26 protein-coding genes and 5 pseudogenes are annotated in these 22,692 nt (G+C 70.6%); 17 read left to right on the top strand and 14 right to left on the bottom strand.

The annotated features are described in order from the left end of the window. Positions 1-56 precede the first annotated feature (56 nt). Positions 57-224, top strand: a complete 168-nt coding sequence (locus tag JDV09_RS19310; RefSeq protein ID WP_221370751.1) for a hypothetical protein — start codon at positions 57-59, stop codon at positions 222-224. On the opposite strand, the gene ptsP is transcribed toward JDV09_RS19310, so the two are convergent. Further along, positions 221-1,963, bottom strand: a complete 1,743-nt coding sequence (gene ptsP / locus JDV09_RS19305) for a phosphoenolpyruvate--protein phosphotransferase (protein WP_221370750.1) — start codon at positions 1,961-1,963, stop codon at positions 221-223. The two genes, JDV09_RS19310 and ptsP, sit on opposite strands and share 4 nt — an antisense overlap. 65 nt (positions 1,964-2,028) lie before the next feature. On the opposite strand from ptsP, the gene JDV09_RS19300 reads away from it, so the two are divergent. From JDV09_RS19300 to JDV09_RS19275, 6 genes and pseudogenes are all read left to right on the top strand, one after another. Then, the gene (locus JDV09_RS19300) at positions 2,029-2,808 is read left to right on the top strand and encodes a DeoR/GlpR family DNA-binding transcription regulator (protein ID WP_221370749.1); all 780 of its coding nucleotides are present in this window, start codon (positions 2,029-2,031) and stop codon (positions 2,806-2,808) included. Then, a complete protein-coding gene (gene pfkB, locus JDV09_RS19295) occupies positions 2,805-3,782 on the top strand; it encodes a 1-phosphofructokinase (protein WP_221370748.1) in 978 nt (325 codons plus the stop codon). Before JDV09_RS19300 ends, pfkB begins: the two co-directional genes overlap by 4 nt. 23 nt (positions 3,783-3,805) lie before the next feature. Further along, the gene (locus JDV09_RS19290; RefSeq protein WP_221370747.1) at positions 3,806-5,797 is read left to right on the top strand and encodes a PTS fructose transporter subunit IIABC; all 1,992 of its coding nucleotides are present in this window, start codon (positions 3,806-3,808) and stop codon (positions 5,795-5,797) included. Between the two features lie 50 nt (positions 5,798-5,847). Next, positions 5,848-6,105, top strand: a complete 258-nt coding sequence (locus JDV09_RS19285) for an HPr family phosphocarrier protein (protein ID WP_221370746.1) — start codon at positions 5,848-5,850, stop codon at positions 6,103-6,105. Positions 6,106-6,562: 457 nt separating this feature from the next. After that, a pseudogene (locus tag JDV09_RS19280) lies at positions 6,563-6,826 on the top strand (type II toxin-antitoxin system RelE/ParE family toxin); the annotation flags it as partial. 8 nt (positions 6,827-6,834) lie between these two features. After that, a complete protein-coding gene (locus JDV09_RS19275; RefSeq protein WP_221370795.1) occupies positions 6,835-7,164 on the top strand; it encodes a type II toxin-antitoxin system RelB family anti-toxin in 330 nt (109 codons plus the stop codon). A gap of 27 nt (positions 7,165-7,191) precedes the next feature. Here JDV09_RS19275 and JDV09_RS19270 read toward each other — a convergent pair whose 3' ends face one another. Together JDV09_RS19270 and JDV09_RS26950 are read right to left on the bottom strand one after the other, a co-directional pair. Beyond that, entirely contained in the window at positions 7,192-7,362 is a 171-nt protein-coding gene (locus JDV09_RS19270; protein WP_221370745.1) for a hypothetical protein, read from the bottom strand. 147 nt (positions 7,363-7,509) lie between these two features. Beyond that, a pseudogene (locus JDV09_RS26950) lies at positions 7,510-7,661 on the bottom strand (hypothetical protein); the annotation flags it as partial. Between the two features lie 208 nt (positions 7,662-7,869). Between JDV09_RS26950 and JDV09_RS19265 the strand changes: the two are divergent. Continuing rightward, positions 7,870-9,162: a MinD/ParA family ATP-binding protein gene (locus JDV09_RS19265; protein ID WP_221370744.1), complete on the top strand. Its 1,293-nt coding sequence runs from the start codon at positions 7,870-7,872 to the stop codon at positions 9,160-9,162. 13 nt (positions 9,163-9,175) lie between these two features. Here the strand turns inward: JDV09_RS19265 and JDV09_RS19260 are convergent. The 3 genes and pseudogenes from JDV09_RS19260 to JDV09_RS19250 all read right to left on the bottom strand — a co-directional run. Next, positions 9,176-9,370: pseudogene (locus JDV09_RS19260) on the bottom strand (transcriptional regulator); the annotation flags it as partial. Positions 9,371-9,375: 5 nt separating this feature from the next. Continuing rightward, positions 9,376-10,935, bottom strand: coding sequence for an acyl-CoA carboxylase subunit beta (locus tag JDV09_RS19255; RefSeq protein ID WP_221370742.1), 1,560 nt, complete (start codon positions 10,933-10,935; stop codon positions 9,376-9,378). Next, on the bottom strand, positions 10,928-11,197 hold the full coding sequence (locus tag JDV09_RS19250) for a DivIVA domain-containing protein (protein ID WP_221370741.1): 270 nt from the start codon (positions 11,195-11,197) through the stop codon (positions 10,928-10,930). Before JDV09_RS19250 ends, JDV09_RS19255 begins: the two co-directional genes overlap by 8 nt. A 95-nt stretch (positions 11,198-11,292) precedes the next feature. On the opposite strand from JDV09_RS19250, the gene JDV09_RS19245 reads away from it, so the two are divergent. Together JDV09_RS19245 and JDV09_RS19240 are read left to right on the top strand one after the other, a co-directional pair. Further along, positions 11,293-11,673: a DUF5313 family protein gene (locus JDV09_RS19245; protein WP_221370740.1), complete on the top strand. Its 381-nt coding sequence runs from the start codon at positions 11,293-11,295 to the stop codon at positions 11,671-11,673. An 82-nt stretch (positions 11,674-11,755) separates the two neighbouring features. Beyond that, on the top strand, positions 11,756-11,944 hold the full coding sequence (locus tag JDV09_RS19240; protein ID WP_221370739.1) for a hypothetical protein: 189 nt from the start codon (positions 11,756-11,758) through the stop codon (positions 11,942-11,944). 45 nt (positions 11,945-11,989) lie between these two features. Here JDV09_RS19240 and JDV09_RS19235 read toward each other — a convergent pair whose 3' ends face one another. Next, the gene (locus JDV09_RS19235) at positions 11,990-12,625 is read right to left on the bottom strand and encodes a TetR/AcrR family transcriptional regulator (RefSeq protein WP_221370738.1); all 636 of its coding nucleotides are present in this window, start codon (positions 12,623-12,625) and stop codon (positions 11,990-11,992) included. Positions 12,626-12,684: 59 nt separating this feature from the next. Between JDV09_RS19235 and JDV09_RS19230 the strand changes: the two genes are divergently transcribed. From JDV09_RS19230 to JDV09_RS19210, 5 genes are all read left to right on the top strand, one after another. After that, positions 12,685-13,530: an alpha/beta fold hydrolase gene (locus JDV09_RS19230; protein ID WP_221370737.1), complete on the top strand. Its 846-nt coding sequence runs from the start codon at positions 12,685-12,687 to the stop codon at positions 13,528-13,530. A gap of 48 nt (positions 13,531-13,578) precedes the next feature. Next, positions 13,579-14,016: an EVE domain-containing protein gene (locus JDV09_RS19225; protein ID WP_221370736.1), complete on the top strand. Its 438-nt coding sequence runs from the start codon at positions 13,579-13,581 to the stop codon at positions 14,014-14,016. Next, complete coding sequence (locus JDV09_RS19220; protein WP_221370735.1) at positions 14,013-14,981, top strand: pirin family protein; 969 nt, start codon at positions 14,013-14,015, stop codon at positions 14,979-14,981. The genes JDV09_RS19225 and JDV09_RS19220 overlap by 4 nt, the downstream gene beginning before the upstream one ends. A gap of 612 nt (positions 14,982-15,593) precedes the next feature. Further along, a complete protein-coding gene (locus JDV09_RS19215) occupies positions 15,594-15,926 on the top strand; it encodes a GNAT family N-acetyltransferase (RefSeq protein ID WP_221370734.1) in 333 nt (110 codons plus the stop codon). 26 nt (positions 15,927-15,952) lie between these two features. Beyond that, positions 15,953-16,765: an acyl-CoA thioesterase domain-containing protein gene (locus JDV09_RS19210; protein ID WP_221370733.1), complete on the top strand. Its 813-nt coding sequence runs from the start codon at positions 15,953-15,955 to the stop codon at positions 16,763-16,765. Here JDV09_RS19210 and JDV09_RS19205 read toward each other — a convergent pair. The 4 genes and pseudogenes from JDV09_RS19205 to JDV09_RS19190 form a co-directional block, all read right to left on the bottom strand. Next, entirely contained in the window at positions 16,762-17,259 is a 498-nt protein-coding gene (locus tag JDV09_RS19205; RefSeq protein WP_221370732.1) for a pyridoxamine 5'-phosphate oxidase family protein, read from the bottom strand. The two genes, JDV09_RS19210 and JDV09_RS19205, sit on opposite strands and share 4 nt — an antisense overlap. A 24-nt stretch (positions 17,260-17,283) precedes the next feature. Continuing rightward, on the bottom strand, positions 17,284-17,898 hold the full coding sequence (locus JDV09_RS19200) for a catalase family protein (RefSeq protein WP_221370731.1): 615 nt from the start codon (positions 17,896-17,898) through the stop codon (positions 17,284-17,286). Between the two features lie 61 nt (positions 17,899-17,959). Further along, positions 17,960-18,659: pseudogene (locus JDV09_RS19195) on the bottom strand (GntR family transcriptional regulator). Next, a complete protein-coding gene (locus JDV09_RS19190) occupies positions 18,656-19,012 on the bottom strand; it encodes a hypothetical protein (RefSeq protein WP_372452971.1) in 357 nt (118 codons plus the stop codon). Before JDV09_RS19190 ends, JDV09_RS19195 begins: the two are co-directional and overlap by 4 nt. On the opposite strand from JDV09_RS19190, the pseudogene JDV09_RS19185 reads away from it, so the two are divergent. Next, positions 18,975-19,333 (top strand): annotated as a pseudogene (locus tag JDV09_RS19185) (MFS transporter); the annotation flags it as partial. The gene JDV09_RS19190 and the pseudogene JDV09_RS19185 sit on opposite strands and share 38 nt — an antisense overlap. On the opposite strand, the gene JDV09_RS19180 reads toward JDV09_RS19185, so the two are convergent. Both JDV09_RS19180 and JDV09_RS19175 read right to left on the bottom strand, forming a co-directional pair. Further along, positions 19,259-20,719, bottom strand: coding sequence for an alanine/glycine:cation symporter family protein (locus JDV09_RS19180; protein ID WP_308124173.1), 1,461 nt, complete (start codon positions 20,717-20,719; stop codon positions 19,259-19,261). The pseudogene JDV09_RS19185 and the gene JDV09_RS19180 sit on opposite strands and share 75 nt — an antisense overlap. Before the next feature lie 73 nt (positions 20,720-20,792). Continuing rightward, positions 20,793-21,059: a YdeI/OmpD-associated family protein gene (locus tag JDV09_RS19175; RefSeq protein ID WP_221370729.1), complete on the bottom strand. Its 267-nt coding sequence runs from the start codon at positions 21,057-21,059 to the stop codon at positions 20,793-20,795. A 39-nt stretch (positions 21,060-21,098) separates the two neighbouring features. On the opposite strand from JDV09_RS19175, the gene JDV09_RS19170 reads away from it, so the two are divergent. Continuing rightward, positions 21,099-21,611, top strand: coding sequence for a nitroreductase family deazaflavin-dependent oxidoreductase (locus JDV09_RS19170; protein WP_221370728.1), 513 nt, complete (start codon positions 21,099-21,101; stop codon positions 21,609-21,611). Positions 21,612-21,767: 156 nt separating this feature from the next. On the opposite strand, the gene JDV09_RS19165 is transcribed toward JDV09_RS19170, so the two are convergent. Further along, positions 21,768-22,667, bottom strand: coding sequence for an alpha/beta fold hydrolase (locus JDV09_RS19165; RefSeq protein ID WP_221370727.1), 900 nt, complete (start codon positions 22,665-22,667; stop codon positions 21,768-21,770). Between the last annotated feature and the right edge of the window lie 25 nt (positions 22,668-22,692).

Raw genomic sequence — 22,692 nt, 5'->3', positions numbered from 1 at the left:
CCGACCGACAGTGGGTATATAGCCGCCACGTCAGTTTCGCGTCATGGGGTGAGTCGATGAACGAAAGCACAGTCGGGCAGGCAGGCGGGCTGCCGGGCGGCAGCGCCGGGGCGGCCACGGCGCCGTGGAGCGCCGACCCGTCCCTCGAGTTGTTCGGGCTCGGTTGGCGGCCGCCGGCTCCGGCCGGCGAATACGTCGGCCGGCACCGCGCCCCGGGCACCTAACCCAGAACCGCCAGTGCCGCCGCCCGCGCGTCGGCGGCGTTGGCGGTGGCCAGCACGGCGTCGGCGGCCGCGCGGCACTGCTCGAGTGTCACCTGGGCGAGCTTGGCGCCGACCCCCTGCACCGCGGCCGACGCCGCCGACAGCGAGGTCACCCCGAACCCGGTGAGCACACAGGCCAGCAGCGGATCGGCGGCGGCCTCACCGCACACCCCGACCGGCTTGCCGGTCGCCGCGCCGGCCCGCACGGTCATCGCGACCAGCGCGAGCACCGCGGGCTGCCACGGGTCGGTCAGCGTGGCCAGGTCGGCCGACATCCGGTCGGCGGCCATCGTGTACTGCGCGAGGTCGTTGGTGCCGATCGACAGGAAGTCGACGTGCTCGAGGATCCGCTCGGCCAGCAGCGCGGCGGCGGGCACCTCGATCATCACGCCCGGGGTCAGGCCGCGGTCGCGGGCCTTGGCCGCGAAGTTCTGCGCCTCGGTCGCGGTGGCGATCATCGGGGCCATCACCCACGGCTGGTTGCCGGTGCTGGTGGCCGCCGCGGCGATCGCGTCCAGTTGGTGCTCGAGCAGGCCCGGGTTGCCCTCGGCGATCCGGATCCCGCGCACCCCAAGCGCCGGATTGGCCTCGTCGGGGTGACCGGCGAACTTCAGCGGCTTGTCCGACCCGGCGTCGAGCGTGCGGATCACCACCTTGTGCCCGCCGAACGCGTCGAGCACCTCGGCGTAGATGGCGGCCTGCTCGTCGACCGTGGGCTCGGTGTCGGTGTTCAGGAAGCACAACTCGGTGCGGAACAGCCCGACCCCCTCGGCCGGGGTCTCCCGGGCCGACCGGGCCGCGGCCCCGTCCTGCACATTGGCCAGCACCGCCACGGCGTGCCCGTCGGCGGTGGCGCCGGGACCGGACCACTTGGCGGCCTGGGCCGCGATGCGCTGGGCCTCGGCGACCGCCTCACGCGCGGCGCCCTCGTCCGGCGAGACGGTGACGGTGCCCAGCGTGCCGTCGACGAGCACCGGGGTACCGGCGGCGACGTCGTCGAGCCCGTGCACCGCCACCACGCAGGGGATGCCGAGCTGGCGGGCGATGATCGCGGTGTGGCTGGTCGGGCCGCCGAGCGTGGTGGCCAGCGCGACCACCAGCGACGGGTCCAGGCCTGCGGTGTCGGCGGGCGCGAGATCCTCGGCGCACAGGATCGACGGCTCGTCGGGCATCGGGACGCCGGGTTCGGGCAGACCCTTGAGCTCGGCGATCACCCGGTCGCGGATGTCACGCAGGTCGGTGACCCGTTCGGCCATCAGCCCACCCATCTTGGTGAACATGTCGACGAACTGGTCGACCGCGCCGGCCACGGCGCGCACCGCGGGGGCACCGTCCTTGATGCGCTTCTCGGTGGCGCCCAGCCAGGCCCGGTCCTGCGCCAGCATCGCCGTCGCGGCCAGCACCTCCGACGCGGCGCCGGTCGCGTGGCCGGCCCGTTCTCGCAGCCGGGTGGCCACCGTCGCGGCGGCCGCGCTGAACCGCTCCCCCTCGGCGGCCCGGTCGGCCTCGGCGACGTCGGCGGCCGTGCCGACGTCGATGTCGGGCAGCTTGCCCGGCCGGATGACCGGCGCATATTGAACGCCCGGCACAACGGGCACACCGTGCAGGACCAGTGATGTGAGTGACGTCGAAGCTGTCATGTGAACCAGATTACAGAAATCCGTTGACAAGTCAACAAGTTCAGGAGTAAAACCAAACATAACAACATCAATGTGGATCCATACCCACACATAACCTCGTAACACCGTCAGATTCAGGAAGCGCCATGTATCCCGAAGAGCGTCAGCAGGCCATCGCCTCGCTGGTGATGGCCAAGGGCCGGGCGTCGGTGACCGAACTGGCCCAGGCCTACGACGTCACCACCGAAACGGTGCGCCGCGACCTCGCCGTGCTGGACAAGGCGGGCGTCGTACGCCGGGTGCACGGCGGCGCCGTACCGGTCCGGGCGCTGCACCTGGTCGAGCCCGGCGTCGGCGAGCGCGACGTCACCCGCGCCGAGCACAAGGACGCCATCGCCGCCGCGGCCGCCGAGTTCTTCCCGCTGTCCGGGGCCAGCGTGCTGCTCGACGCCGGCACGACGACGATGCGCATCGCCGCGCACATCCCCGCCGACCGGCCGTTGGTGGTGGTCACCAACTCGGTTCCGATCGCCGCCCGGCTGGCCACCTCTCCGACGGTGACGCTGCAACTGCTCGGCGGCCGGGTGCGCGGGGTCACCCAGGCGGCGGTGGGCGAGCAGGCGCTGCGGGTGCTCGACACGCTGCGCGTCGACATCGCGTTCATCGGCACCAACGCCCTCAGCGTGCGCCACGGCCTGTCCACCCCCGACAGCGAGGAGGCCGCGGTGAAGCGGGCCATGGTGCGCGCCGCCAACTACGTCGTCGCCGCCGCCGACTCGTCGAAGGTGGGCCGCGAGGACTTCGTCAGCTTCGCACCCATTTCCAGTGTCGACACCCTCATCACCGACCCCGAGATCAGCGCCGAGGACACCGCCGCGCTGAGCGAGCACGGGGTCGAGGTCATCTGCGCAGGAGGTTCTCAGTGATCGTCACCGTCACCCCCAATCCGAGCATCGACCGCACCGTCACGCTGCCGTCGGCGCTGACCCGCGGTGCCGTGCACCGCGTCACGTCGGTGACCAGCCAGGCCGGCGGCAAGGGCGTCAACGTCGCCCGCGCGCTCACGCTGGCGGGCCTGGACACCCTCGCGGTGCTCCCGGCGGCGGCCAACGACCCGCTGATCAGCACGCTGCAGACGATCGCCGTGCCCTACCGGGTGGTGCCGACCGCAGAACCGGCCCGCACCAACCTGACCATCACCGAACCCGACGGCACCACCACCAAGATCAACGAGCCGGGCGCGACGCTGGACGCCGCGACGGTGGCCGCGCTGACCGACGCGGTGCTGGGCACCGCCGACGGCGCCGACTGGGTGGTGATGTCCGGATCGCTGCCCCCGGGGGTGCCGGCGTCCTGGTACGGCGACGTGGTCGCGCTTCTGGCGCCGCAGCCCTGCCGGGTCGCCGTCGACACCTCCGACGCCCCGCTGGCCGCGCTGGTGGCATCGCTGGACCGGGGTGCCCCGGATCTGATCAAGCCCAACCACGAGGAGCTCGCCGGCGTTCTCGGGTTGGACCCGGACGCCCTGGAAGACGCCGTCAGCCAGGGTGATCCGGCCCCGGTGGTGGCGGCGGCCCGCCAGCTCGTCGACCGGGGCATCGGTGCCGTGCTCGTCACGCTCGGCGCCGCCGGCGCCGTGCTGGTCGACCGCAACGGCGCGTGGATGGCCATGCCCCCGCCGATCACCCCGCGCTCGACGGTCGGCGCGGGCGACTCCTCGCTGGCCGGCTACGTCCGGGCCGAGGTCGGCGGCGCGGTCGCGCCGCAACGTCTCCAGATGGCCGTCGCTTACGGCAGCGCCGCCGCGGCACTACCGGGCACCACCCTGCCCACACCCGCCGAGATCGACCTGAATGCCGTTCAGGTGTCACCGATCTCACCAATTCCCGCCACCCGGTAACACAGAAGGACGAGAGTAGATTCATGACCAGCTCCACCACCTCACCACCGATCATCACCAAAGATCTGGTTCTGCTCGACGCCGACATCGAGGGTGACAAGCAGGCCGTCATCGCCGCACTGGTCGGCAGCCTCGCCGGCGCCGGCCGCACCCACGACGCGAAAGGACTGATCGGCGCCGCGATGGCCCGCGAGGAGCAGTCGGCCACCGGTCTGCCCGGCGGCATCGCCATCCCGCACTGCCGCTCGCCCTACGTCGATACCCCGACGATCGGGTTCGCCCGGCTGAGCCCGGGCGTGGACTTCGGCGCCCCGGACGGTCCGGCCGACCTGGCGTTCCTGATCGCCGCGCCGGAGTCCGGCGGGCAGGAGCACATGAAGCTGCTGTCCAGCCTGGCAAGGGCGTTGGTGCGCAAGGACTTCGTCGAATCGCTGCGCAACGCGACCAGCGAGGACGAGGTGGTCGACCTGGTCGACGGGGTGGTCAACCCGGCACCGGCGGCACCCGCCGCCGCGGAGAAGCCGGCCGAGAAGCGCGCCAAGACCGTCGTCGCGATCACCGCCTGCCCGACCGGCATCGCGCACACCTACATGGCCGCCGACTCGCTGGCCGCCGCGGCCAAGGAGGCCGGGGTCGAGTTGCTCGTCGAAACCCAGGGATCGTCGGGCAGCACCCCGCTGGCGGCCGACCGCATCGCCAACGCCGACGCGGTCATCTTCGCCACCGACGTCGGGGTGAAGGACAAGGGTCGCTTCGCCGGTAAGCCGGTCGTGGCCTCCGGCGTCAAGCGGGCGATCAACGAGCCGGCCAAGATGATCGCCGAAGCGGTTGCCGCGGCGGACAATCCGAACGCGGCCCGGGTCGAGGGCTCGGCCGGTGACGCCGGCACCGGCGGCGCCCCGGCCGGCAAGGTGGGCTGGGGCACCAGGACCCGCCAGATCCTGCTGACCGGCGTGAGCTACATGATCCCGTTCGTCGCCGCCGGCGGCCTGCTGATCGCGCTGGGCTTCCTGTTCGGTGGGTACGAGATCGCCGACACCGGCAACGACATCGCGCTGAACAACTCGCTGACCGACCTGCCGCCCGGCGGGTTCGCGCAGTACCTGGGCGCCATCCTGTTCAGCCTCGGCGGGCTGGCCTTCAGCTTCCTGGTACCCGCACTGGCCGGTTACATCGCGTTCGCGATCGCCGACCGGCCCGGCATCGCACCAGGTTTCACCGCCGGAGCGCTGGCGGTGTTCATCGGCGGCGGTTTCATCGGCGGCATCGTCGGCGGTGTCATCGCCGGCTTCGCCGCGCTGTGGATCAGCAACCTCAAGGTGCCGCAGTGGTTCCGCGGCCTGATGCCGGTGGTGATCGTGCCGCTGTTCGCATCGCTGGCCGTCGGCCTGATCATGTTCTTCTTCGTCGGCCGCCCGCTGGCCTGGGTCAACACCAGCCTCACCAACTGGCTCAACGGCATGTCCGGCACCTCGGCGGTCTTCCTGGGCATCATCCTCGGCCTGATGATGTGCTTCGACCTGGGTGGCCCGGTCAACAAGGCGGCCTACGCGTTCGCCACCGCGGGACTGGCCGCCGCCACCACCGCGTCGTTCGGGATCATGGCCGCGGTGATGGCCGCGGGCATGGTTCCGCCGCTGGCGATGGCGCTGGCCACCGTGGTGCGCCCACAGCTGTTCAGCGAGCCGGAGCGGGAGAACGGGCGGGCCGCCTGGCTGCTGGGCGCCTCGTTCATCTCCGAGGGCGCGATCCCGTTCGCCGCGGCCGACCCGCTGCGCGTCATCCCGTCGATGATGGTCGGCGGCGCGGTCACCGGTGGCCTGTCGATGGCGTTCGGTGCGACGTCCCGCGCGCCGCACGGCGGCATCTTCGTGCTGTTCGCCATCGAGAACAAGATCGGCTTCGTCATCGCGATCCTGGCCGGCATGCTGGCCGGCGCCGTGGCGGTGATCGTCGCCAAGCAGTTCATCAAGCCCGCCGCGGCGAAGGCCGAAGCCGAGTTCGTCGCCGCCTGAGCTACGTCCTCAAAAGCCCGTCCCCACCTACCCGACACGAAGGAGTATTCATGCCCACCAAGAACGTCATCGTCGGCTCGGCCATCGGCCTGCACGCCCGTCCCGCGGCGATCATCGCCGAGGCGGTGGTCAACGCCGGCGTTCCCGTCACGCTGTCGATGGATGGCGGTGAGCCCGTCGACGCCGGATCGGCCCTGATGATCATGACCCTCGGCGCGGGCAAGGGCGCCGAGGTCACCGTCGAATCCGACGACGAAGGCGCGCTGGCCACCGTCGCCGACCTCGTGGAGCAAGACCTCGACGCGTAGCCCCCGTTCGGGCCGAACTGGCATTCCGGCAGGGAAAGTGCGAGTGCACCTCTGCCGGAATGCCATTTCGGCTGGCGTGGGCACTCGAGAAAGCGGAATGACCCCGCCCCAGCCACCCTTACGATTGCCGGTGTGCCCGCAACGCGTAGCCTTGACGTCACCTTTTGGGCTGCCGCTGACGGTGCCGTACGTTACCGGACGACCGCCTGTCCGACGGGCGCTACGCCAAGGTGCGCAGACTGGGAAACGAGTATCTCGGGCGCAACCCGAGGTCGCTCGCCCTCGAGGACGACGTCCGCGCCGCGATGGGAGCGAGCTAGGCGCAGGCCCGCATGGGTTCGGTAATGCGAGTGCGCTCGTCCTCCGACATCGGCGTGAGCGTCACCTTCATGCCTAACGCCGCTGCGACCTCGGCGATGGTGCTAAGGACTGGTACTTCGGACTCGACGCCGGGGCCGTGACTGCTGTCACGGGTGCCATCGACTTGCTCGAACAAGAGGGGACAACACTCGGCCGGCCAACGGCGGACAAAGTCAATGGGTCGAAGTTCCACAGCATGAAGGAACTGCGGCCCGCTGGTACGAGCATCCGAATCTTGTTCCTTTTCGATCCTCGAAGGCAGGCCATCCTGTTACTCGCGGGCGACAAGGCATCCCGCTGGAAGAGCTGGTACGAAAAGAACATTCCCATCGCTGAGCAGCGATATGAAGGCTGGTTAGCAGGAGGTGAATCACGTTGGCACGCAATTGGCGCGAAATTCGGGACGAGGCAATCGCACAGGATCGTGTCGGCCCGGACCAAGCCGCTGCTGCGCGCAAGCAGATGCATCACGCCGTCCAGGCGCAGCGTCTCGCTGACATCCGCAAGTCTCATGGACACCCGCGCCAAGCTGATGTCGCCGAGCTTATGGGTGTATCTCAGGCACGGGTTTCCAAGCTGGAGAGCGGTGACCTATCGAGCACCGAAGTAGGCACTCTTCAAGCGTATGTGGCCGCACTCGGCGGCCAGCTAAGGATAGTGGCGGAGTTTGGCGAAGGTAGTGTCGAGTTGACGGGTTAGAGATCGCGCCTCGAAAGAGGCTATCCGTCACGCGTCGGTCGGGTTGTCGGTATCGGTCCGGCGATGCCGACCGGGAGACTTTGCCTCCGAATCCTTTTCGGCTTCCTCTGCCTTGTCTGCCGTCTCCGGGGCCCGTTCGGCACCGGGCTCGCCGGAAGCAGCGCCGTCCTCCTGCACTAGTCGTTCGGTGCCCTTCACGTGACCGGGATCTGCTTGAGGATCGTCGCCGACAACGGATCCAAGCCAACCGAGTTGGTGGGCGGCGAGGCGGCGCGCAACTGTGACACAGACTCCGCCAGCTGGGCCCCGGCGATGCCGAATTGGTCCGGATCAACCAACAGCGTCCGCGGTGAGATACCCGATCAGCAGCCGCTTGGCCAGCCGGCTGCGCCCGGTCAGCCGCGCAGCGGAGTCCGGCACCGAGGCGATGATCGCCTGCCAAGTCTCCGATTCCTCCGACATGTCTTGGTCGCCACCGGGTCGAGGAGATCATCGTTGGCGGCGTAGAAGGTGAGCCCGCTGCACCGGTGTGCGGTTCCCCGGCACGCCGGCCCCTGGCGCCCCCCCCCCGGGCCTCCGACCGGACACGTCCCTCGACGCCCCCGGCGCATCAGAGGGCAGGATTTGCTCGCCACGGCGCACAGCTAGCCTGGCAGATGAAAAGGCCGAGTTCCGGTTACGGATTGCAGTATGAGGAGACGAGAAGTGACCGACCGCGATGACGCATTGCGGAGCGAACGGCGATGGACCGGGCCCGAGGACGCGGACTTCGAACCCCTCAGTCAGCACATCGCCGCTCCGAATCCCGCGCGGCCACCGTCGCGCCCACCCGTTGAATTTCCGCCTGCGGGCGACCCGACGCCCGCCACCCCGGAACCCGACCGGCCGGGTAACACCTTCAGGCCCCCGCCACAGCAATTCGGACCAGCGGGCCCACAAGACCGGTGGGCTCAGCAACCGCCGCCGGGCTGGTCCGGGGCGCCCCGGCAACCGGCCCCCGGGGCTCCACCGCAGCAGGCCGCCGGCCAACCGTGGCCCGGCCCCCAGACCGGTTCGTACGCGGACCTCATCCGCCCCGACGAACTGGTGCCGGCCCGCAAACCCGTACCCGGCCACGGATGGCGCGCGGTGCTCTACAAGGCGACCTTCGGCCTGGTGAACCTGGGCCCGTCGCCCGACGAGCGGCGGCTCGCCGAGCTCGAGGCCGCCGTCCGTGCCCCGCTGCGCGGCCACTTCAAGATCGGGGTGATGGGCAAGGGCGGTGTCGGCAAGACCACGGTGTCGGCATGCATCGGCTCGGTCCTGGCCGAGCTGCGCCAGGACGACCGCGTCGTTGCCGTCGACGCGGACACCGCGTTCGGCAAGCTGGGCAGCCGGGTCGACCCGAAGGCACAGGGTTCGTACTGGGAGCTGGCCTCCGATCAGCATCTGGAAACCTTCGCCGACATCCGCAGCCTGGTCGGCAACAACGCCGCCGGGTTGTTCGTGTTGGCCGGTGAGGCCACCCCGGCCCGACGCCGGGTCCTCGATCCGGCGATCTATCGCGAGGCCACCACGCGGTTGGACCGCCATTTCACCATCTCGGTGGTCGACTGCAGCTCGACGATGGACGCACCGGTGACCCAGGAGGCGCTGCGCGACCTCGACGCGCTGGTCGTGGTGTCCTCGCCGTGGGTGGACGGAGCCGCGGCGGCCGGTCAGACCCTGGACTGGCTCGCGGCGCGGGGCCTGAACGCGTTGTTGCACCGCACGATCGTCGTCGTCAACGACTCCGACGGGCACGCCGACAAGCGGACCAGGACCGTGCTCGCCCAACAGTTCTCCGGTCAGGGCCAGCCGGTGATCGAGGTGCCCTACGACGGGCGCCTGCGGCCCGGCGGCGTCATCGAGGGCACCGACGAGATGTCACATGCGACCCGACTGCGCTTCCTGGAGATCTGCGCGGCGCTGGCGGCGTTCTTCCCGACCCAACCGGACAAGGCCCGCGAACGCCGCTGACCCGGACCTGCACTCAGCTGATCTGACCCACCAACGACTCGATGGCCGCGACATCGGTCGCCGATACCGGCTCCTCGGCCTCGGCCGACTCGATGGCGCGCTCCGGGACACCGGCGGCCTGTGCGGTCTCCGCCACCGTCAGGTTGGCGCCCCGGCGAGCGGCGAAGTGCCGCTGGCCCAGCATCGCGTGCGGTGAGCGGGCGGGCCGATCGGTCACCAGGTGTCGACGAACCGGCCCGGTCCGGGTTCCGGCATAGCGGCCGCGGCCAGCGTCGCGGCGATCACGCCCCGGGTCTGCACGGGGTCGATCACGTCGTCGATCTCGAACAGCATCGCGGCGTTCAGCGCCCGGGCGTTCTCCTCCGCGGCCGCCGTGGCGGCCCGGACCCTGCCCTCACGCTCGACCTCGTCGACGATCGCGTCGAGCTCCTTGCGCAGGCCGAGGCGCACCGCGCCCTCCAGTCCCATCGGCCCGAGGTGCGCGCCCGGCCAGGCCACCGTCAGCAGCGGCTCGTGCAGGCTTCCGCCCGCCATCGCCTGCGCGCCCAGCCCGTAGCCGCGGCGCAGGATCACCGCGATCATCGGCACCCGCAGCGCTGCGCCGGCCACCAGCATCCGCGACGCGCGGCGCACCAGCGACTCCGCCTCGGCGGCCGGGCCGACCATGTAGCCCGGGCAGTCGATCAGCGAGATCACCGGCAACCCGAACGCATCGCAGAGCTGCAGGAAGCGCGCGGCCTTGTCGGAGGCGCCCGCGGTGATCGCGCCGGCGGTGAAGCGGGTGTCGTTGGCGATCACCCCGACCGGGCGCCCCTCGATGCGGGCCAGCGCGGTGACCATCTCGCGGGCGAACCGGGGCCGCAGCACCGTCACCGACCCGTCGTCGGCGATCGTCTCGATGATCGGGGTGACGTCGTAGGCGCGCCGGGCCCGCTCGGGCACCGCGGTGCGCAGCGGGCTCTGGTCGGCGGCGGTCCAGTCCGTGGTGGCGCCCTGGAAGTAGCCGAGCAGGCGTTTGGTGACGGCCACCGCCTCGGCCTCGTCGTCGACGACGACGTCGACGTTGCCGTTGGGCTCCTGCATCTCGATCGGCCCGACCGCGTCGGGGTGCACGTCGCCCAGCCCGCCGCCGGCGATCATGGCCGGCCCGCCCATCCCCAGAGAGGCGTCGCGGGTCGCCACGATCAGGTCGGACGCCCCGGCGATGACGGCGTTGCCGGCGAAGCAGCGGCCCTTGACCACGGCGATGCGGGGCACCACGCCGGACAGCTTGGCCCACAGCGCGAACGCCCGGGTGTCCAGCGCGGACACCACGGGATAGTCGGTGTCGCCGGGCCGCCCGCCGCCGCCCTCGGCGAAGAACACCGTCGGCAGGCGCATCCGGTCGATCAGCTCGAAGAGCCGGTCCTTCTTGCGGTGCCCGAGCGCGCCCTGGGTGCCGGCCAGCACGGTGTAGTCGTAGGACAGCACGGCACACGCGCTGCGCCGTTCGCCGAACACGTCGCCGTTGATCCGTGCCGTCCCGGCGATCAGGCCGTCGGCCGGGGTGCGGGCGATCAGGTCGCCGACGTCGCGGCGCATCCGTTGCGGGGCGATGGCGAACCGGCCGTACTCCACGAACGACCCGGGGTCGATCAGGTCGGCCAGGTTCTCCCGGGCGGTGCGCCCGCCCGCGTCGTGCCGCCTGGCCACCGCGTCGGGGCGGGCCTCGTCCTCGGTGAGCGCGCGGCGGCGCCGCAACTCGGCGAGGTCGACGCGTTCGGGCTCAGCCATCGAGGCCGGCGATGGCGTCGGCGATCTCGCCGATCAGCGCGTCGACCTGCGCAGCGTCGTAACCGCGCCGGCCGAACTTCGGCTTGTTGAAGCGCATGCCGCGCACCTCGTCGGCCGACAGGTGACCGCGGCCGTCGAGCCGGCGGGCGGCCAGGGCGAGGAAGTCCCCGACCGCCTTCTCGTCGTACCCCCGCTTGCCCAGCGGCGGTTTCTCGAACGTGATGCCGCGCAGCTGCTCTGCCGTGAGACCGCCCTCGCTCATGGGGTCAGACTCTAACAACCCGTGATATGTCGCACACTAATAGTTAGTGTACTAGCTATTAGGTTAGGCTGGGATCACGACGAAAGGTGACCGTGATGACCGCGACCCGCCCCGGCCCGGTGCGCTACATCGGCTACGCATTCGGCCGCAAGCTGCCCGACGAGATGCGCGAATGGGTGCGCAACGACCTGACCGGCGACCACGCGGTGCCCCGCCACATCTTCCGGGCGATGGTGCCGCTGGTGCCGATCTTCATCGCGGCGCTGTTCATCCCCGGCTCACCGATGCTCAAGGGCGCCTCGCTGCTGCTCGGCCTGCTGCTGGCGCTGTTCTACTCGATCGTGCTGATCGACCCCAGCAGGCGGCGCCGGCTGATCCAGCACGGGCTGCCCGAGGACCTGCAGAACCCCAAGGTGGCTCGGCGCCGCGAAGAGTCGCGTACCCGCTACGAGCAGACGCACCGCACGGCGGTCTGAGGCTCACTTCTCCGCCGACTGAAGCGAAGGGCACATCGGCCTCCGATACCGTGGTCTCAGGCAGCTACATCAGGAGGGCGCTATGCCGGCCACAGACGGGGACAAAGCATCGACCGCTAACGTCGCCGCGGCGATCGCAAAGGGCTTGACGCACACCGATTACGGCAAGACGCTCGCCGCGCGCGGGGTCGTCGCTGTGGCGCTCGACGACGACGATGCCCTGGTTCAGTACCGGCCGGACGGCACCTCGACCGTGCTGCGGACACCCTGACACGTCGATTCGTCCGATCTCGAGATCCTCAAGCCTGCCAGAAGCCTATCCCGCCGGCCGCCCCGCGATCCCGTCGATGAGCCGGGCGCACACCGCATCCATATCCGCGCGCGCCTGCACCTTGTCCTGTGCCCGCGACACGTACAGCGCCGCCTCGTCGAGCGCGCCGAGCAGCACGTGCGCGGTCGGGCGCAGCGCCAGGCCGGCCACTCCACCCTCGGCGACCGCCTGGGTGAGCATCGCCTCGATGACCCCGAGCCCGTAGCGCTCCCCGACCGCGCGCCAGGCCTCCCAGCCCAGCACCGCCGGGGCGTCGAGCAGCACGATCTGCTGCACATCGGGCCGCGCGCAGACGTCCAGGAACACCTGCGCCCCGAGCCGCATCGCGGTCAGCGCATCCGGCGGCGCCACCTCGGCGATCCGCTGCGCCACCTCGCCGACGACGTCGCGCTCGACCTCCTCGTAGACCGCCGCGAACAGCGCCGTCTTGTCCTCGAACTGGTGATACAGCGCGCCCCGGGTCACCCCCGCCGCGTCGACGATCGCCTGGGTGGAGACGTTGGCGAACCCCTTGTCGGCGAACAACGTTCGGGCCGCGCCGAGCAGCAGCGCCCGGGTGGCGGCCCGGCGCTCGGCCTGGGTGCGCCGGCCGGTCACGGATCCCGTGTCATTGACTTTCATACAGGCTGTATGTAACTTTCGTACTGAGTGTTTGTAAGTTGACCGAAAGGATAGCGAAGATGCCGCAGGTCACGCTGGAACAGGCGACGATCGACTACCGCGTGGTGGGCCCGGAGGACTCCACGCACCCGCCGGTGCTGTTCATCCACGGAATCCTGGTGGACAACCGGCTGTGGAGCGGGGTCGCCGACCGGCTCGCCGAACAGGGCTACCGCTGCTATCTGCCCAACCTGCCGCTGGGCTCGCACACCATCCCGGTCACCGACCCGTCGGTGCTGTCGCCGTCCGGGGTCGCCCGGCTGATCGGCGAATTCATCACCGCGACCGGCCTGCACGACGTCACGCTGGTCGGCAACGACACCGGCGGCGGGCTGTGCCAGCTGCTGATCGACACCCGCCCCGACCTGGTCGGGCGGCTGGTGCTGACCAACTGCGATGCCTTCGACCAGTTCCCGCCGTTCCCGTTCACGCTGGTGTTCGCGCTGCTGCGGGGCCCGGTGTCGATCAAGGTGCTGTTCGACCAGATGCGGCTGCGCGCGCTGCGGCATTCACCGCTGGGCTACGGGCTGCTGGCGGCCCACCCCGATCCGGCGCTGACCGAGTCCTGGACGCGGCCGGCCCGCACCGACGCACGCATCCGCCACGATCTGGCGCGGCTGCTGCGCGCGGTGGCGGCCACCGACCTCACCGACGTCGCACCGCGGCTGCGGCGGTTCACCAAGCCGGTCACCGTCGTCTGGGGTCAGCGCGACCGCTGCTTCACCCCCGCGCTCGGGCGCCGGCTGGCCGCCGCGTTCGGCTCGGCCACGCTGGTCGAGGTGCCCGACGCGACCACCTTCGTCGCACTGGACCGGCCCGACGCCGTCGTCGACGCGGTCGCCGGGATCAGCGCTGAGGTGTCCTGACCTCTGCCGATCCGCGAACATGTCAGTCGCCGGGCCTACCGTGCGGACATGACCAACTGGATCAACACCGTCAGCCGCGACCACGTCGAGCGCGGCGTGGCCGGCGGCTTCACCCAGGCCAACCACGGCAAGCCGCACACGCTGCGCAAGATGAAACGCGGCGACTGGATCCTGTTCTACTCACCACGCACGGTGTACCCCGACGGGCCGGCGCTGCAGGCGTTCACCGCGATCGGGCAGGTATCCGACGACGAGCCCTACCAGGCCGAGATGGCGCCGGACTTCAAACCATGGCGTCGCCACGTCGAGTTCCTCGACTGCTTCGAGACGCCGATCCGGCCGCTGCTCGACGACCTGGACTTCGTCGAGGACAAGGGCCGCTGGGGCTACAAATTCCGGTTCGGCGTCTTCGCGATCGACGACCACGACCTGTCGGTCATCCGTTCGGCGATGACCCGGCCCGAGGCGGCTACTGTGGACGGGTGAGTAACACCGAAACGGCGCCCAACGAAGTCGACTGTGCCGCTTCGTCATTCGCTGGTGTGCTGCATCCGCGCGAGGTTCCGCTGGGCGGGCCGCGGGCCATCCGGGTGCGCCGGACCCTGCCGCAGCGGGAACGCTCGCTGATCGGGGCGTGGTGCTTCGCCGACCACTACGGGCCCCACGACCAGCGCGGCGGCACCGGGATGGACGTGCCGCCGCACCCGCACACCGGCCTGCAGACGGTCAGCTGGCTGTTCAGCGGCGCGGTGGAGCACCGCGACAGCGCCGGCGTGCACGCCCTGGTGCGGCCCGGAGAGCTCAACCTGATGACCGCCGGGGCCGGGATCTGCCACTCCGAGGTGTCGGTGGCCTCCGCCGAGCCGATCCTGCACGGCGCCCAGCTGTGGGTCGCGCTACCGGACTCCGACCGCGACACCGGCCGGGATTTCGCGCACTACGCGCCGCGGGCGCGCACCGCCGGCGGCGTCACGCTGCGGACGTTCCTCGGCGAGCTGGACGGGCAGCGCTCGCCGGTGCACACCTTCACCCCGCTGCTCGGCGCACAGGTCGACCTGGAACCCGGTGTGCGGCTGGCCCTGGAGGTCGATCACCGCTTCGAGCACGGCGTGCTGCTGGACCGGGGTCGGGTCGAGGCCTGCGGGTCGCTGCTCGAGGTCGCCGACCTGGCCTACCAGGGTCCCGGCCACGCCGGCCTCGAGCTGACCAACCTCGGCGACGAGCCGGCCCGGCTGCTGCTGCTGGGCGGCACACCGTTCACCGAGGAACTGGTGATGTGGTGGAACTTCGTCGGCCGCAGCCACGACGACATCGCCGCCTACCGCGAGCAGTGGCAGCAGCACGACGCCCGCTTCGGCCGCGTCGAGGGCTACCGCGGCGCCGTCGAGCGGCTGCCGGCCCCGCCGCTGCCCAACGGCCGGCTGCGGCCGCGGGCCAATCCCGGGATATAGCTCGACGTTGCAGGGTTGGTGACGCGTGCGGTCACCGGACTACGACGCCCACCTTCACGCATGTGCGAGAAGCGCGGTCTGCCGGAATCCGACGCTCCTGGTCGCGGGGTCGACGGGGTCGACGTCGAGGCGGTGTCGCCACCGCCGCGTGGCATCGGTCATCTCGTACGCCCGGTCGACGTGGAGTCGGTGCCGGCACCCTCACGCAGCGCTACCGGTCGCCGGGTCCGTTCGGTCGACGTCGAGTCGGTCGACCTGGAGTCCGCGCTAGCGATCACCGCATGCTCACGCACCGGCTCTGACCGCTGTGCCGTGGCGGTCGCGGCACCGGCACCCCCGATGGCAGCCAGGGCTGCGCTGAAAGCGACGACTTTCCAGGTGGGGAATCGCTTCACGATGTCCTCCTCCGAATCTGGTTTGAATCCGGCCCGCGTACTTCGCGGCTACGTCCAGATTCCGGGGGCACAGTGAGACACGGCCGAAACGCCAATGAGCGCTCTCACATCTCTGAGTGCGACATCGCGACATCCGATGCGAACCCGACGCGAAGCGAACGCCTGGTCGGCGATGCTTCAACAGACACCGCGCCCGATCCCCGGGTATAGACGAGCCATGACCACCGACAAGACCGGCGCCCCGACCACCGTCACGCAGGAACCGGACCGGTTCGCGATCAGTGTCGACGGGCAGCGGGTCGGCCACACCGAGTTCATGGACCACGGCGATCAGCGGATCTTCCCGCACACCGAGATCGACGACGCCTACGGTGGGCGCGGGCTGGCCACCGTCCTGGTGCGCGAGGCCCTGGAGTCGACCCGCGCCGCCGGGCTGCGCATCGTGCCGGTGTGCCCGCTGGTCGCCGGCTACCTCGACAGGCACCCGGAGTTCGGCGACCTCGTCGACCCGGTGACCATCGACGTCAAGCGCGTACTCGCCAGACGCTAGAACGCGCGGCCGGTTAGGGTCTGCCGGTGAACGGCCGAGCCTTCTTCGTCGCCGACGGCGACGAATTCGTCCCCACCCCGCTGGCGCGGGGACCGTGGGGCGAGACGATCAGCGGCAACTACGTCGGCGGCCTGATCGGCCACGTCATCGAACGCGACAACGACGACCCCGAGCTGCAGCCGGCCCGGCTCACCGTCGACCTGTGCCGGCCCGCCGCGCTGGCCCCGGTGCGGGTGCAGACCGTGGTGACCCGCAAGGGACGCCGGCTCACGCTGGTGGAGGCGGCGATGTTCCAGGGACCGGCCATGGTCGCGCGGGCCAGCGCGCTGCTACTGCGCACCGGCCAACAGCCCCCGGCAGAGATCTGGTCCACCCCGATCACGATGCCGCCGCCACCGCCACTGCCCGACCCGGTCCCCGAGGGTCTGACGATGCTGGTGTGGACCTACGGCAAGGACGGTGACACGCCCCATCTCGGGCTGGGCGCGTGGGCGCACAGCGGCCCCAAGCACGTCTGGGTGCACGACCTGGTCCCGCTCGTCGACGGGGTGGCGCTGTCCCCGTTCACCCGCTCGGCGATGGCCGGCGACGTGGCCAGCTCACTGACCCACTTCGGCCCGGACGGACTGCACTTCATCAACGCCGACTACACGCTGACGCTCAGCAGGCTGCCCGACGGCCCCTACCTCGGGCTGGCGGCGCTGACGCACTCCAGCCACGCCGGTGTCGCGACCGGCACCGCCGTGCTGTTCGACCAGGCCGGCCCGATCGGGTCCGCGACGGCCACCGCGCTGGCCAACCCCGGCTTCGCGCCGCCGCGGGCCCAGATCAGCACCTAGAGGTACTGCGCCGTGCTGCCCGAGATCGGCATGCCCGCCATGCCGAGCTTGCGGTGATCCCAGCTGCGCAACCGCGACGGCACCACCCGCACGCAGATGCGGTTGTCCATCATCTGGTCGACGAACGGCCGCATCTCGTCGGTGTAGGGACCGGTGTAGCGCTCCCACACGCTGATGCCGACCCGCAGGCTGGTCTCCGGATCGTCGTAGATCTCGGCCTGCCCGTCGATCGACACCCCGCGCAGGGTGTCGTAGGTCAGGCCGTCCTCGATCATCACGGTGACGGTCGGGTCCCGGCGCAGGTTCACCGCCTTCTGCGACTTGGCCTTGGTCTCGAACCAGATCTCGCCGTCGAGTACCGCGTACCACATCGCGACCAGGTGTGGCTGTCCGCCCGGCAGCACGGTGGCCATCGTCGCGGTGCGGCTGCATTCGATGAATCCGGCGATCTCGTCGTCGGACATGACGATCTTCGCGCGTTCGTTCTTGCCCACGAACCCGATACTTCCAGGTGCTCGTCAGTAGAACAGCACCGGTGGCAGCGGTCTGATGTTGCCGCCGCTGTTTCGCGCCGAGAACGCCACCTCACCCGGGTGCGACCCGGCCAGCGTCAACGATCCGATCCGCCGGAACCGGCCGACCGGGGGGCTGATCAGAAACTCCAGCTCGTCGCCGGGCCCGAAGCGGACGTCGGGGCCGGTGATCGGGGGCCGGACACCGAAGAGCACGGGTTGCAGACCGGTGAGGTAGAGCCACAGCGACGAGTACAGCGGCGCCACCGGGTCGGCGGGCAGCGCCGCGTGGTGCAGCGGGGCGCCGTCACCGGAGGACGCCAGCAGGAAGTCCTGGTCGCGGCCTTCGCCGTAGGCGTTGGGGATCTTCACGCACAGGCCGCGCACCACCGAACCGGGGTCGTCCGGACCCACCCGCACCAGCGCGGGGACCGAGTTGCCCGGCCGCAGCAGCGCCGAGCTGGGAACCTCGGCGTTCGTGTCGACGGACAGCGTGGCGTCGAAGGTCTCGCCGGGCGCGCTGAACAGTTCGCCGCCCTGGCCGAGCACCGCGGCGGCCGTGGCCCGCACACCGGTGCCCACGGCGGCGAGATTGGCAGCGACGCTATTGGCAGCGGGCATCTGGCCTCCCCGATCCGGTGGCACCGACACTACCCGCGGCGCAGCGGTTGCGGCCGGCCGTTCAGCGGTCGGTGAGGGCGGCTTCGAACGCCACCCGGTCCCCTCGGTAGAGCGCCCGCACGACCTCGATCGGTGCGCCGTCGGTGTCGACGGACCGGCGGTGCAGCAGCAGCATCGGCATCGCGGCGGTGGACTCGACCAGGGTGGCCTCCCGCGGTGACGGCAGCACGGTCTCGATGCGCTCGATGGCGTGGGCGAACACCACGCCCCGGCCCCGGATCGCCGCGTACAGCGAGCTGGCCGGGTCGAAGTCCTTCCTCAGGTCGGCGAGCCGGTGCAGCGGCAGGTAGGTGCTCTCCAGACCGATCCGCACACCGTCGGCCAGCAGCACCCGCTCCAGGTGCATCACCCGGTCCGCGGGCCGAACATCCAGCGCCCCTGCGGTTTCCGCGTCGACGGTGACGTCCTCCCAGGTGACCAGCAACCGGCCCGGGGTGCGGCCCATCCGCTGGGCCCCCTCGGTGTAGGACCGCAGCGACAGCGGCTGTACCAGCTTCGGGCGCGACACCACGGTGCCCCGCCCGCGCCGCTCGATCCGGCCCTCCACCAACAGCTCGTGCACCGCCTGCCGGATTGTCTCGCGAGCCACCCCGAGCCGGGCGGCCAACTCACGCTAGGCCGGGAACGGATCCCCTTCGCGCAGCCCGTCGAGGATCCGCTTCCAGCCCGGTACGCACCAGATAGGGCTTCGGCAGGTTCACCGGGCCAGCCGCGCCACGATCTCGAGCACCACCGGCAACGGTGCGCCAGCCACCGAGGGATCCTTGGCGGCGTCGTCATATCGGCGCAGCCGCAACGCATCCCGATGCCACGGGTGTCCGGCGAACGCCGGATCGACCGCCGCCCCGCCCTGTGCCACCAGCGACGTCACCGACGTGTCGCTCAGCGCGGCCGCATAGGCCGGGTCGACCGCGGCGAGATGCCGTTTGGCGGCCACATGGGCGCCGGCCAGCCACCCGGCGCGCGCGCCGAACCGCGGGGTGATCCAGTCCCGGGCCAGTCCCGAATGGTCGTCGACGCCTGGGCCGCCCAGCAGCACCTGGGTGTTCGTCATCTTCTACGGGCTGGACTGGGTCGCCACCGTGCCCCCGACCATCGCGTTGTGCCGCAACTACTTCGGGGATCGGGCGCCGATCGTTTTCGGCTGGGTGTTCGCCGCCCATCAGCTGGGTGCGGCGGTGGCCGCCGCCGGTGCGGGTTGGCTGCGGACCTGCGTGGCGACCACGACGTGGCCTTCTACCTGGCCGCCGGGTTGTGCGGGTTGGCCGCGCTGATGTGTCTGGCGGTGCGCCGGGCCGACTTACCCGTCGCCGGCACCGACGGCCGACCCCGCGGGCCTGCGCAGCCAGATGTCGCCCTCGAGGGTTCCCGGTAGCCCGGCCTCGTCGGCGACGAACACCGGGTCCGTGCCGGTTTCGGCCTGCCGGTGGAAGTCCTTGATCGCGGCGAACGCCCACTTGCCGAGCAGCACGATGGCGACCAGGTTGACCAGGGCCATCAGGCCCATCGCGACGTCGGCCAGCGCCCACACCGCGATCAGCTCCGCGAGCGCCCCGATGGCGATCGCGATCAGCACTAACACCCGGAACACGTTGATCACGAGCTGTTTTGCTCCCAGGAAGAACAGGTTGATCTCGGCATACACGTAGTTTCCCAGCACCGAGGAGAACGCGAACACGAACACCAGCACCGTCATCAGCGACACCGTCCAGGAGCCCAGCCCGTCGGAGATCGCCGCCTGGGTCAACGTCGCGCCCTCCACCCTGGTGGGCGTCGACGGATCGTAGATGTCGGGGCCGGACACCAGGATGATGAACGCGGTGGCCGTGCAGATGATCATCGTGTCGACGAAGACGCCGAGCGACTGGATCAGCCCCTGCTTCACCGGGTGGGACACGGTGGCCGTCGCCGCCACGTTCGGTGCGCTGCCCATGCCGGCCTCGTTGGAGAACAGCCCGCGCTTGACGCCGTTGAGCATCGCCGCGGCGATGCCGCCGGCGAAGCCGCCGGCCAGTTCGGTCAGGCCGAACGCCCCGCCGATGATCTCCTTGAGCACCTCCGGGAGATAGTCGATGTTGATCGCCACGATCACCATGGCCAGCACCGCGTAGGCGACCGCCATCAGCGGCAGCACCACCTCGGCGATCCTTGCGACCCGCTTGACGCCGCCGAACAGCACCGGGGCCGACAGCACGATCAACCCGACGGTGGTCCACCCGGTCTCCACGGCGTAGGAGGCGTCCAGCACGGCGCTGATCGCGTTGGCCTGCACCATGTTGAACGCGATGCCGAACGTGAAGATCAACAGCACGGCGAAGATGATCCCGCCGGTGCGCGATCCCAGACCACGCTGGATGTAGAACGCGGGCCCGCCGCGGAACGATCCGTCGTCGGCGCGGACCTTGAAGATCTGGCCGAGGGTGGCCTCGATGAACGCGGTGGCCATGCCGATCGCGGCGACCACCCACATCCAGAAGATCGATCCCGGGCCGCCGACCGTCAGCGCGATGGCCACCCCGGCGATGTTGCCGGTGCCGACCCGCGAGGCCAGCCCGACGCAGAACGCCTGGAACGACGAGATGCCCTCGCCGTGGGTGCGGGAGTGGGTGAGCTGGCGCAGCATCTTGGGGAAGTAGCGGATCTGGATGCAGCGGGTGCGGATGGTGAAGTAGATGCCCACCGCGACGAGCAGGTAGACCAAAACGTAGCTGTAGAGCACATCGCTGACCGGTCCGATCACATGCTCTTGGAAGAACTCCACGACCACTCCCGGTGTCCAGTCGGTGACTGCGGTCGTCCCATCGTCGCACCTCGGACGCGGTTCCGTGCGGTTCTCAGCGACCGGTGCGCTCGCGGTGCTTACATCCGGGCCAGCAGCACGGCCGCCGCTTGCCTTCTTCCAACTCCTCCCGGGTGCGCCGGATCCGGCGCTCGCGGGTCTTGTCCTGCTTGGCGTCCTCGACCCAGCAGATGAACTCGTTGCGGGCCAGTGGCGTGATGTCCTTCCACGCGGCCAGCACGGCCGCGTCGGCGCTCAGCGCCAGGCGCAGGTCGGCGGGAAGTCCGTGCACCACCCCGCCGGGGATCCGTTGACCGGGCATGGGTTCAAGGGTAGCCGTGGCCTGCGATACTTCGACCCGATGGGCGGTCGCGGCGGGTTCGGGCGGTGGTACTGGGTCAAGCGCCGCCTGTACCCCGGCCGGCGGCCCGGCCCGGCGGCGCGGGTGCTCAACGCGTTCTGGGCCCGGCAGTACGCGGCGGGTCGGTTGGCCCGCGACAGGGACGTGACGCTGGAGGTGCGGGGCCGGGTCAGCGGCGACACCGTCGCGGTTCCGGTGGTGATGGCCGACCTCGCGGGCCAGTGGTACCTGGTGTCCATGCTGGGCGGCGACGCCCGCTGGGTGAGCAACGTGCGGGCGGCGGGCGGCCGTGCGACGATCCGCCATGGCCGCGGGTATCCCGTTGCGCTGCAGGAGGTTGCGATTGCCGATCGGGCCCCCGTCCTGCGGCGCTATATCGACGTCGCCCCAGGCGCGCGTCCGCACGTTCCGGTCCCGCGGCAGGCCCCACTCGCCGAGTTCGAAGCCATCGCCGCCGATTTCCCGGTGTTCCGGATCGGCTGGATCAGCGGCCGTCCTGAAGCTCTTCGATGATCGATTGACCGGGTCGCCGGGTATCCCGGCTCTTCGGGTCGTCGTCGTTCCGGCGATCCAGCCGGCCTTCCCTTCGTGCCCATGATGCGCGTGACGACCGCGTCGCCGGTGATGTTCACCGCGGTGCGGATCGTCGTCGCCACCTGCACCGAGGTGTCAGGCACCCCGGTGCCAGTCCGAGATGGCCCCGGCCACCAGCGCCGGATTGTCCGACTGCGGGAAGTGCACGCCCCACGGCACGGTCACCTCGATCACGGCCGGGCGGATACGGCGCCAGCCGCGGCGGAAGAAGAAGTAGTCCCCGAACTGTCCGAACACCGTCATGGTCGGCCGGTCCGCCAGCGCCTCGATTCCGCGTTCCGCGGCCAATGACACGGCGCCGTCGTTCGCGGCGTCGGTGAACATGCGGTGCAGGAACCGGCGTCGGGCGTGTGACCGCAGGCCGCGCCGCCAGGCCCGCCTGGTGGGCCGGTCGAAGTGCCGACCCACCCCGAACCGGGTGGCGCTGCCCCAGGCCATGAACCCGGTCCACACCATCAGCTCACGCATCACGGCCGAACCCATGATCCGCAGGGCCAGCCTCAGCACGCCGCGCGGTCGCCAGCCGAAGGTGTTGACGGCGACGACTTTTGAGATGCCTTCGCTGCGCGAGCAGTTGTCGCCGATGGCCGCCATCGCCGCCCAGCCGCCGGTATCGTGCACCACCAGGGTGACGTCGTGCAGACCCAGATGATCGATGAAGCGCCCGATCGCGTCCGACGCGGCGGCCAGCGACGCCGGCGCGGTACCGGACAGACCGGAGCCGGGAACGTCGAGCGTGACGCACCGGAAGCGCGGCGCCAACTCGGTGATCAGTCCCTTCCACAGCAGCGACCACAGACCGACGTGCACCATCAGCACGACCGGGCCGTCGCCGCCGGTGTCGGTGTAGACCAGGCGCCGGCCGTCCAGGTCGAGCTCGTGCAGGTCGAACGGCCAGACGGGCTCGGGAAGCCAGTCGGGACGGGGCGGGGTGTGCAGAGCTGCGTTGCGGGAATCGTTGATGTGAATGTTCATGCCCCCAAGGACGATCGGTGCGGCG

Origin of the sequence: Mycolicibacterium xanthum, assembly GCF_019710635.1 — a bacterium.
GTDB lineage: Bacteria > Actinomycetota > Actinomycetes > Mycobacteriales > Mycobacteriaceae > Mycobacterium > Mycobacterium xanthum.
The sequence above is the reverse complement of the archived record's forward strand: the minus strand, read 5'-3'. Positions and strand labels throughout refer to the sequence as shown.